The organism is Saccharopolyspora aridisoli, from assembly GCF_004348445.1.
GTDB classification, from domain to species: domain Bacteria; phylum Actinomycetota; class Actinomycetes; order Mycobacteriales; family Pseudonocardiaceae; genus Saccharopolyspora; species Saccharopolyspora aridisoli.
Genome location: NZ_SMKV01000020.1, coordinates 100691 through 110670, shown reverse-complemented (window position 1 = coordinate 110670; position 9980 = coordinate 100691). Strand labels below are relative to the sequence as shown.

Annotated in this window: 9 protein-coding genes; 2 read left to right on the top strand and 7 right to left on the bottom strand. The window is 69.2% G+C overall.

The features are described 5' to 3' along the window. Positions 1 to 487 (top strand): SanA/YdcF family protein (locus tag E1161_RS17375; RefSeq protein ID WP_132624524.1); only part of this gene is annotated, 487 nt, incomplete at its 5' end. Positions 488 to 490: 3 nt separating this feature from the next. Here E1161_RS17375 and tsaD read toward each other — a convergent pair. From tsaD to E1161_RS17340, 7 genes are all read right to left on the bottom strand, one after another. Then, on the bottom strand, positions 491 to 1543 hold the full coding sequence (gene tsaD / locus E1161_RS17370; protein WP_132624522.1) for a tRNA (adenosine(37)-N6)-threonylcarbamoyltransferase complex transferase subunit TsaD: 1053 nt from the start codon (positions 1541 to 1543) through the stop codon (positions 491 to 493). A 71-nt stretch (positions 1544 to 1614) separates the two neighbouring features. Continuing rightward, a complete protein-coding gene (gene rimI / locus E1161_RS17365; protein WP_132624520.1) occupies positions 1615 to 2094 on the bottom strand; it encodes a ribosomal protein S18-alanine N-acetyltransferase in 480 nt (159 codons plus the stop codon). Then, entirely contained in the window at positions 2091 to 2729 is a 639-nt protein-coding gene (gene tsaB / locus E1161_RS17360; protein ID WP_132624518.1) for a tRNA (adenosine(37)-N6)-threonylcarbamoyltransferase complex dimerization subunit type 1 TsaB, read from the bottom strand. Before tsaB ends, rimI begins: the two co-directional genes overlap by 4 nt. 137 nt (positions 2730 to 2866) lie before the next feature. Then, positions 2867 to 3466, bottom strand: a complete 600-nt coding sequence (locus E1161_RS17355; protein ID WP_132624516.1) for a GTP-binding protein — start codon at positions 3464 to 3466, stop codon at positions 2867 to 2869. Then, entirely contained in the window at positions 3447 to 3818 is a 372-nt protein-coding gene (locus E1161_RS17350; RefSeq protein WP_132624548.1) for a DUF742 domain-containing protein, read from the bottom strand. Before E1161_RS17350 ends, E1161_RS17355 begins: the two co-directional genes overlap by 20 nt. Positions 3819 to 3823: 5 nt before the next feature. After that, positions 3824 to 4240: a roadblock/LC7 domain-containing protein gene (locus E1161_RS17345; RefSeq protein WP_132624514.1), complete on the bottom strand. Its 417-nt coding sequence runs from the start codon at positions 4238 to 4240 to the stop codon at positions 3824 to 3826. Continuing rightward, complete coding sequence (locus E1161_RS17340; protein WP_132624512.1) at positions 4237 to 6948, bottom strand: nitrate- and nitrite sensing domain-containing protein; 2712 nt, start codon at positions 6946 to 6948, stop codon at positions 4237 to 4239. The genes E1161_RS17345 and E1161_RS17340 overlap by 4 nt, the downstream gene beginning before the upstream one ends. A gap of 790 nt (positions 6949 to 7738) precedes the next feature. Between E1161_RS17340 and E1161_RS17335 the strand changes: the two genes are divergently transcribed. After that, on the top strand, positions 7739 to 9961 hold the full coding sequence (locus tag E1161_RS17335; RefSeq protein ID WP_132624510.1) for a xanthine dehydrogenase family protein molybdopterin-binding subunit: 2223 nt from the start codon (positions 7739 to 7741) through the stop codon (positions 9959 to 9961). Positions 9962 to 9980 lie beyond the last annotated feature (19 nt).

Genomic DNA, 9980 nt, shown 5'->3' with positions numbered 1-9980 from the left:
GGTTCGCGGGGTCGAGGACGTGCCCGCGACGGAGGTCGCCCTGGTGCTGGGGGCCGGGGTTCGGTGGGACGGAGTGCCCAGTCGGATCTTGCAGGGGCGGTTGGACGTGGCGTTCGAGCTGCTCCGGGCGGGGAAGGTCGGGCGGATCGTCGTCAGCGGGTCACCGGAGTCGCGGGGGCACAGCGAGCCGGTGGTGATGCGGCGCTACCTGCGGGCGCGCGGGGTCCCGGACGAGGCCGTGGTGCTCGACGAGTCCGGTGTGGACACCTACTCCTCGTGCCGGACGGCGGCCCGGGAGCACGATTCGCTGATCGTGGTGACCACCCGCTTCCACCTGCGGCGCTCGATCGCGCTGGCGCGGCGCTTCGGGATCGACGCCCACGGCGTCGGTCACGACGCGGCTGCCGACGGGTTGCGGCGGGTCAACGCGCGCGCGACCCGCCGCGAGTTCCTCGCGACCGTCAAGGCGTTCTGGCTGCCCCGCTGACCTCTACCGCACGACGATCGTGTGCACCGGCAGACCCGGGTTCGCCGGCATGTCCAGCGGCGACTGCTTGGCGCCGGAGTGCAGCACGTGCGCGCCCAACGCCGCGATCATCGCGCCGTTGTCGGTGCACAGCCGGGGACGCGGCACGCGCAGCGTGATCCCGGCCGCCGCGCAGCGCTCGCGCGCCAGCTCCGACAGCCGCGAATTCGCCGCAACCCCACCGGAGATCACCAGGGTGTCGATGTCGTGGTCGCGCGCCGCGCGGACCGCCTTGGCGGTGAGCACGTCGGCGACGGCCTCCTGGAACGAGGCGCACACGTCCGGGATCGGGATGTCCCGGCCCGCGCGCTGCTCGGTCTCCACCCAGCGGGCGACCGCGGTCTTCAGACCGGAGAAGGAGAAGTCGTACTTGGCGTCGCGCGGGCCGGTGAGCCCGCGCGGGAACGCGATGGCCTTCGCGTCGCCGAGCTTGGCCTGCTGGTCGATCGGCGGACCGCCCGGGTAGGGCAGGTCGAGGATGCGGGCGACCTTGTCGTACGCCTCGCCCGCGGCGTCGTCGATGGTCGTGCCGACCTCGGTGATCTTCTCCCCGACACCCTCCACCAGCAGCAACTGGCTGTGCCCGCCGGAGACCAGCAGGGCCAGGCAGCGTTCCGGCAGCGGACCGTGCTCCAAGGTGTCCACGGCGACGTGCCCGCCCAGGTGGTTCACGCCGAAGAGCGGCACGTCGAGCGCGGTCGCGTACGCCTTGGCGGAGGCGACGCCGACCATCAGCGCCCCGGCCAGACCGGGACCGGCCGTGACGGCGATCGCGTCCACATCGGACAGCGAAAGCCCCGATTCGTCCAGCGCGCGGCGCATCGTCGGCGCCATGGCGGCCAGGTGCGCACGGCTGGCGATCTCCGGAACCACGCCCCCGAACCGCGCGTGCTCGTCCACACTGGACGCGACCGCGTCGGCCAGCAGCTCCACGCGGCCGTCGGCGGAGAGCCGGACGAGACCGACTCCCGTCTCATCGCAGGAGCTCTCGATACCCAGGACGATCCGCTCGCTCATGACGCCTCCAGTGTCCTGCGGGGCACCCGCGCCCGGTCGGCTCGCACGAGCGCTGGGAGGAGCAGTGTCGCTCATGACGCCTCCACGGCTTCGCGTCGCATGGTGTGGGCGTCGGCCCCCGAGGGTTGGTAGTACCGCGGGCGCAGGCCGACGATCTCGAAGCCGTGGTCGCGGTACATCGCGATCGCCGGCTCGTTGTCGGTGCGCACCTCCAGGAACGTCGTCGCCCGGTGCTCGTCGGCGCGTGTCAGGAGCGCGCGCAGCAGGGCCTTGCCGACGCCACGTCCCTGGTGCGCGGGGTCGACGCCGATGGTGTGCACCTCGGCCTCCGCGTGCGGCGGGCGGCCGTTGACCGCCAAGCCCGCGTACCCGATCAGCCGCTCGTCGAGGTAGGCGCCGAGGTAGTAGTGGCCCTGGTCCAGCTCGGAGGAGAACGCCGACTGCGACCACGGGTCGTCACCGCCGAACAGCACCTGCTCCAGGTGGGCGCAGCGGCGCAGGTCGGCCCGCCGGAGCTTGAGGACCTTGACCTCGGTGACCGACTCGCTCACCGGGTGAGCACCGACTTCCGCTTCCCGGGTTCCTCGGCGTCCGGTCGCCGCAGGTACAGCGGCACCAGCGGCTCGGGGTCGGCGTCGAGCGCGGCGGCGGCCACCAGCCCAGCGGGGGTGGGGAACCGCGGCTCGACGGCGTCGAGGCCGACGGCCTCCGCCAGCTCCCCCGCCGCGACCGCGCATCCGCTGGTGGGGACGTCGGTGGGCCGCGCGACGTGCGGGCCGTCGACGCGGGTCGCGCCGTCGTAGGCGGCCCAGTAGGTCTCCTTGCGGCGCGCGTCGGTGGCGACCAGCAGCGGGCCGGTCACCCCAGCGGCAGCGGCGATGGCGTCCAGGCTGCACACCGGGTGAACCGGGAGGTCGCACGCCTGGCCGAGCGCGGCGGCGGTGGCCAGGCCGGTCCGCAGGCCGGTGAAGGGCCCCGGTCCGATCCCGGCGACGATCGCGTGGACGTCGCCGAAGCCGCGACCGGCTTCCTCCAGGACGTCGACCAGTTGTGGCATCAGCAGTTCGCCGTGCGCGCGCGGGTTGATCGTGACGCGCTCGGCGAGAACCCGCGGGCGGCCTTCGTCGAGGTCGACCAGCCCCGCCGTGACCGCAGGCGTCGAGGTGTCCAGCGCAATGACGAGCACAGCTATCCAGCGTACGTCAGCGCTGGTCACGGACGTCCATCGGGTCAGCTGGCACCGGTGCTCGCGGTCCCGGGACCACACCCCGCCAAGCGCGGCGGCCCCCGGCTCGTACCGGGGGCCGCACGCGTGGGGACGGATCAGCGCATCGCGTGTTGCTGCTTGGCCCGGGTGACGGCCATGACGTGCTCCATCAGGGTCGTCAGCAGCTGCTTGTTGGAGTCCCGCTGCCTCGCGTCGCACAGCATGATCGGCACGTTCTCGTCGATGTCCAGCGCACGCCGGACCTCTTCCGGGTCGTAGACCTGGGTGCCGTTGAAGCAGTTCACACCGATGATGAACGGCAGCCCGCGGCCCTCGAAGTAGTCGATCGCCGCGAAGCAGGTGTCCAGTCGCCGTGTGTCGGCCAGCACGATCGCCCCGAGCGCCCCGTTGGCCAGTTCGTTCCACATGAACCAGAAGCGCTCCTGGCCCGGGGTCCCGAACAGGTACAGGATCAGGTCGGAACTGATGGTGATGCGGCCGAAGTCGAAGGCCACCGTGGTGGTGGTCTTGCGCTCCACGCCCGTCAGGTCGTCGACCCCGGCGCTCGCCTCGGTCAGCGTCTCCTCGGTCCGCAGCGGGACGATCTCGCTGACCGACCCCACCAGGGTCGTCTTGCCGACACCGAACCCGCCCGCGATGAGGATCTTCGCGGCGACCGCGTTGAGGCTGGCTTGTTCAGAGTTTGCGGATCCCATCCAGCACCTTCTGCATCATGTCGAGGCTCGGGCCGGTCGTCGGAGACGAATCCGGTCCGAAGACCACGTAGTCCCGCTCGATCAAGTCACTGATCAGAATCTTCACCACGCCCAGCGGCAAGTCCGCTCGTGCGGCGACCTCGGCGACCGAGACCGGATACCCGCAACCCGCCAGGACCCGCTGGTAGTTCGGCGAAAGCGCACGCGCGTTCGGCGGCAGCGGTTGGCGCGCCACGACGAGCGTGATCAGGTCGAGCTCGTAGCTCGTGGCCCGCGTACGCCCCTTGGTCAGGGCGTACGGACGCACCACCGGTCCCGCATCCTCGTCGAACCATCCTCGGCCACCTGACATGGCGCTCACACATCAAGGGGAGAACCGGCGGCACGGGGCGCGGAGCTCAGGTAGTTGCCCACCCTGGTCACCATGCGGTTCGCCTCGAAGGCGATCATGCCGAGGTCGGCGTCCGCGGCGGCGATCAGCGCGAGGCAGGCGCCCTCGCTGGCCGCGGTGACCATCAGGAAGCAGTTCGCCATCTCCACGACGGTCTGGTAGACCTCACCGCCGTCGAACTGCAGCGCCGCCCCCTTCGACAGGCTCTGGAAACCGGAGGCGACCGCCGCCAGGTGCTCCGCGTCGGCTTGGCCGAGCTTCGGCGTCTTGCCCAGCAGCAGACCGTCGGAGGACAGCAACGCGGCCTTGTCCGCGCCGGCCAGCCGCTGCACGAGATCGTTGAGCAGCCAGTCAACTTCCTTGCTATAAGCCTTCAGCGTCATGCCTCGTTTCCTCCTGGCTGCGCACCATCGTTGGTCACGTTGTTGGTGCGCGCTCGCTTGGTGCCTGTCTGGAAGGCGTTCATGCTGTTGCGGAACCTGTCCGGCGTCCGCGGCGGACCGCTGCTGGGAGCGGGCTGCTGCGGCGCAGCTTCGGGCTTCTGGCTCTGGTCGATCTGGGCGCGGAGCGGCGCCGCGAGATTGGCCTTCTGACCGCGCCGGCGCTGCGGGAGCGGCGGCTTCTCGGCCGAGCTGGAAACCGACGTGTTCACCGAAACCCCGGCCGTGGTGCCGCTCTTCGGCGGACCAGAGCCGTTGGTTCCGTTCGCAACGACCTCCGTCGGGAGGATTTCACCAGACGCGTTGGGCATGTTCGACGACAGCCCCGGCATGTTCGCCGGAGCCTCCGGCGCGACCCGCCGTCCCATCGCCGGACGCTGCTGCTCGTCGACCCGGGGACCGGGCTGGCGCGGCGGCTCCGGCTGGCGCGGCAGCGCGGCGGCGCGAGGGTGCTCGGCCGGGTTCTGATGCGGCGCACCGATCTCACCGGTGGACGGCCCGGATCCGTTGGCACCCGGGTGGGTCCAGCGCTGCGTGGCCGCCTCGTGGCCGACCGGGTTGTGCGGGGTGATCGGGCTGTCCGGTCCGATCGGGTCCGGCATGACGTCCGGGTCGAGCCGACCCTCCATCCAGCGCTTGCGCGGGATCTTCGGCCTGCTCTCCGGTTCCGCGGCCGGGACCGCGGGCTGCGAACCGCTCTGCTCGACGCGTTCCTGACGCTCTGTCTGCGGACCGCGCTCGGCGACGATGTGGTTCGGGACCAGCGCCACGGCCCGGATCCCGCCGTAGGCGGAGTCGCGGAGGGTGACCTTGATGCCGTGCCTGCCCGCCAGCTGCGCGACCACGAACAAACCCATCCGGGCCTCTTCGGACAGCGCCATCACCGAGAAGTCGGGCGGGCTCGCCAGCAGCTGGTTGAGCTCGTCGAGCTTCTTGGCGTCCAGGCCGATGCCCTGGTCCTCGATCTCGACGATGATGCCCTTGCCGACCACGTTGCCGCGCACTTCGACGTGCGATTCCGGCGGCGAGAACGAGGTCGCGTTGTCCACCAGCTCGGCGAGCAGGTGGACGAGGTCGGCGACCGCGCGGCCCTGCACCGAGATCTCCGGCAGCTGCTGGATCTCGACGCGGGCGTAGAGCTCGGTCTCGGCGACCGCGCCCTGCACGACGTCGTGCAGCAGGACCGGGTTGCGCCACTGCCGGCCGGGGCGCTGACCACCGAGGATGATCAGGTTCTCGGCGTTGCGGCGGGACTGGGTGGCCAGGTGGTCGAGCTGGAACAGCAGCTCCAGCTGGTCCGGGTCCTCCAACTTGCGCTCGGCCTTGTCCAGCACCTGCAGCTGGCGGTGGACCATGACCTGGCTGCGGTGGGCGATGTTGAGGAACACCGAGCGGACACCCTGCCGGGTCTCGGCTTCGGCGACCGTCGCGCGGATCGCGGTGCGCTGCGCCTCGTTGAAGGCGTTGGCGACCTCACCGATCTCGTCCTCGCCGAAGCGCAGCCAGGAGACCTCGCGCTCGACGTCGACCTGCTTCCCGTTGCGCAGCCGCGCCACGACCGACGGCATCTCCCGCTCGGCCAGCGCCAGGGTCTCGCTGCGGAGCTTGTTGAGCCGCCGCACCAGCAGGTTCGCCAGCCGCAGGGCGATCAGGAAGACGATCAGGACGATGAGCACGATGATCGCGCCGGTGATCGCCGAGGTCAGCAGCGTCTCGCCGGCGACGGTGCCACCGAGCACCAGCGCGTACTGGTAGTGCGAGGTCGACAAGGCGTTGAGCTCGCGCGCCAAGTCGTGCGTGGAGCTGATCCAGTCGGTGGTGCTTACCGGGACCTTGATGACCTGACCGGCCGCGGCCTGGGCACCGGCGACCTCCATGGCGTCCTGCACCGCGTCGACGCGGGTCCAGGCCGAGCCCTTCTGGAGGTCCTTGTAGGTCTGCTCCTCGACCGGCGTCATTCGCGGCGACAGCGAGTTCAGGTTGTCGTGGAAGGCGCCGATCTGGTGCGCGTACTCGTGGTACTGCGCCGGCGTCATGCCGACCGAGGTGCGGCCCAGGGCGAGCGCGTGGCCTCGGGCCATTGCGTCGGCCGCGTCCATGAGGTCGGCGGACACCGAGCTCTCGTAGGAGACCTGGGCGTCCGGCGCGTACCGGACGTAAGTCCGCAGGCTCATGTTGTAAGCGTCGAACAGGCCGTTGTAGAACTTGTAGACCGCGTCCAGTTCGGCCGGTCCGCCGTCGACCTGCTTGCGCACCTCTTTGACGGTGTTGAGCTGCGAGCGGAACTCGTCGAAGTTGCTCCGCGCTTCGCTGGGCACGGAGTCGGCGAACTCCTCCGCGACCCCGTCCATCTCAGCCAGCGAGGCGTCGAACTTCTGACGCACCTCGTCGAGGTTGCGGCGCTCGTTGCGATTGCTGAGGTAGACGAGGGTCAGCTGGCGCTCGTCCTGCAGGTTGGCGACGAACCTGGCCGAGGGGTCCTTGGCGTCGGCGAGTCTGCCGACGTAGTTCTGCACGCTCAGGCCCTGGAAGATCAAGTATCCGGACAAGCCCACGCCGACGAGCAGGGCCGCGACACTCGGGACGAGTGCGATGGCCATCAGGCGCGCCTTGATCGTGCCGGAGGCGAAGGAGCTTTTCAGCGTTGACATGGACCTCGTCTCAAACCTTCTCCGTTGGTTGGCCGCAGCAAGAAGAACCCACGCCGACCCTGCGTACCCGAAACGGACGGGCCTGCGGGTGCGCCGAAAATTCCACGGTCCCACCGGCGCATCAGATGACGACGCAGCCTAGGACCGCAGTCATGCGTGGTCAACGCGCCATTGGACCCTATCGACACAATTGTTATACACGCTGGTCGGGCAGTATGCGCGGGAAGATTAGCAGACGCGCTCGGCAATGCTGAATTGCATTGCCACTCATCACATCGCACGGTGAACTGCTTCAGAACTCCAACGCCGAGACCGCCTGCCCTGAACCGGTTCCGACTGGTTGGCCACCCGGTCAGATGTGGTACGGACCTACGCAAGATTGCTCTGTTCAGCCTAATTCAAACGCCGCCAAAAGGGCGATTCAGACCCTACTTTACCGTCAGGTAGGCTCTCGCGACGTTGGCAGGTGAAAACCTGCCACACCGACTTTTCAAGCACCATTCCCCCGACCGCAGAGGAAGTCAACACAACCCCGGAAAGTCATCTTCGAATAGCTTCTGGTCACTGGAAGTGACGCGCGCGGCCAAATGTCGCAATTCGACTACTCCTGGCGACCGGAAATGAATTTTCGATGACGCGGTGCGCACCCCTCCGCATCGTGCGGGGTTAGCGACGGACCTGAAGTCGGACAAGTCCTGCCTTGGCCTGTTTGAGTACGTCGGCACATCTTTTCCGCTCGGTGAGTGGTCCCGGTCGGCCTTTTGAGTGCTGGCGCGCGAGAGGAGTTTGGATGGTTCACCCCGCCACCGCTCACGAGGAAGCCGCTCCGGCGCCCGGCATGCGACGCCGACGCTTCCTCTCCTACGTCGCGGCGGCCCCGATGCTGACCGTCGCCGGGAAGTTCGTGATGGAAGGCGAAGCAGCCGCCGCACCCGGCCAGGTCGCCGGTCAGCTGCCGCTTCCCCCGGTCTCCGGGCTCATGGACTTCGGCGACCTCATGGAGATCGCCACCGCGCCGACCATGGCGCTGATGAAGCTGGAGTTCACCGCGGACAACAAGGTCCGCTTCGAACTCCCGCGCCTCGAATCCGGGCAGGGCCTCAACACCGCAGTGGTGATGATGCTGGCCGAGGAGCTCGGCGCCCGCACCCAGGACGTCGTGGTCGAGCTCTCCGACGCTCGCCCCGAGCTGCTGTTCAACCAGTTCACCGCGGCTTCGTCGTCGGTGCGCACGTTCTGGAAGCCGCTGCGCCAGATGGCCGCCACCGCGCGTTCCCGGCTGATCACCGCCGCCGCCAAGAAGTGGAGCGTGTCCGCCAACGGCCTCACGGCCCAGGGCACCGGCATCGTCGGCCCGGGCGGCCGCAAGGCCACCTTCGCCGAGCTGGCCAAGGACGCCGCCAAGGTGGCCGTTCCCTCGGTGCCCGCCACGCCGAAGAACCCGGACGAGTTCAAGGTCCTCGGCAAGGGGCACACCCGCTCCGACGCCAGTGCCATCGTCACCGGCAAGGCCCACTACGTCTCCGACCTGAAGATCCCGGGTTCCGTGGTGGCCGTCGTCGTCCGCCCGCCGACGCTGGACGGTGAGGTCGAGTCCTACGACGATTCCGCCATCCGCAACGTCGCCGGCTACAAGGGCACCGCGCGGATCTCCACCGGTGTCGCGGTGTGCGCCGAGTACACCTGGCAGGCCATGGAGTTGGCCAAGAAGCTCGACGTCACCTGGAAGCCGGGCCCCATCGCCGACATGTCGTCGGCGGACATCCAGGAGAAGCTGGCCGGGATGACCGGCAGCCTCGACGACGGGATCTCCGACAGCGACGGCGACGAGATCGACGAGAGCTTCGACTTCGCCTTCGTCAGCCACGCGCCGATGGAGGTCAACTACGCGATCGCCGACGTCAAGGACGGCAGCGCCGAGATCTGGGTCCCCGCTCAGTCCCCGCAGATCGTGCAGAAGGACGTCGCCGCGGCCGTCGGCGTTCTCGACGTCAAGGTGCACGTCACCCGCGCCGGCGGTTCCTTCGGCCGGCACCTGTTCCACGACGCAGCGGTCGAGGCCGCCGAGGTCTCCAAGGCCATCGGCAAGCCGGTCAAGCTGATGTGGACCCGCAACGACGACACCCGCCACGGCCGGATGCGTCCCGCCTCGCACCACCGCGTCAAGGCTTCCTTCCGCAGCGGCAAGGTGCGGTCCTGGGCGCACAAGATGGCCAGCGTCTCGACCGACTTCAACCACGGGATCGGTGACCTGATCACCTCGACCGCCGTGCAGTCCGGGATCGGCAAGCTCCCGGCCGCTCAGCTGTACTTCAACCTGACCCAGTCGGTGCCCTACGAGTTCGGCGCGACCACCATCTCGCTGAACGACTACGCGCTGGAAGGCGTGCACACCGGCAGCTGGCGGTCGGTGCACTCGGCGACCTTCCGCACCGCGGAGGACCTGGTCATCGACCAGATCGCGGAGAAGGCCGGTTCCGATGCGGCGAACTTCCGGCTGGACAACGCCAAGAGCGACCGCGCCAAGGACGTGCTGCGGAAGGTCATGAAGGACGGCAAGTGGGGCCGCTCGATGCCCCAGGGCCACGCGCAGGGCATCTCGATGCACGAGGAGTTCAAGTCGGTCGCGGCTTGCCTGGTCGAGATCAACGCCACCGACCCGAAGAAACCGCGGGTCACCAAGGCCGTGATCGCCGTCGACGCGGGCATCCCGCTGAACCCGCGCGGCATCGAAGCTCAGATGATGGGCGGCCTGACCGACGCGATCTCCACGGTGCTGCAGGCGGGCATCCACATCGACAACGGTGCGGTGCGCGAGGGCAGCTACGGGGACTTCCTGTGGGCGCGTCAGCGTCACACCCCCACCGATCTGCAGATCCACGTCATGCCGGCCACCACCGACGAGCCGGGCGGTGTGGGCGAGCTGGGCGTTCCGGTGTGCGCGGGCGCGATCGCCACCGCCTACGCCCGAGCGACCGGCACCAAGCCGCGCAGCTTCCCGGTCAACTACTGATCCCGGTCTGAAGAGATCT

Bases quoted from the DNA above. Each gene is read 5' to 3' on its own strand.
- tsaD (WP_132624522.1), bottom strand. From the start codon at position 1,543: ATGAGCGAGCGGATCGTCCTGGGTATCGAGAGCTCCTGCGATGAGACG.
- E1161_RS17345 (WP_132624514.1), bottom strand. From the start codon at position 4,240: ATGACGCTGAAGGCTTATAGCAAGGAAGTTGACTGGCTGCTCAACGAT.
- E1161_RS17335 (WP_132624510.1), top strand. From the start codon at position 7,739: ATGGTTCACCCCGCCACCGCTCACGAGGAAGCCGCTCCGGCGCCCGGC.
- E1161_RS17350 (WP_132624548.1), bottom strand. From the start codon at position 3,818: ATGTCAGGTGGCCGAGGATGGTTCGACGAGGATGCGGGACCGGTGGTG.
- E1161_RS17340 (WP_132624512.1), bottom strand. From the start codon at position 6,948: ATGTCAACGCTGAAAAGCTCCTTCGCCTCCGGCACGATCAAGGCGCGC.
- E1161_RS17355 (WP_132624516.1), bottom strand. From the start codon at position 3,466: ATGGGATCCGCAAACTCTGAACAAGCCAGCCTCAACGCGGTCGCCGCG.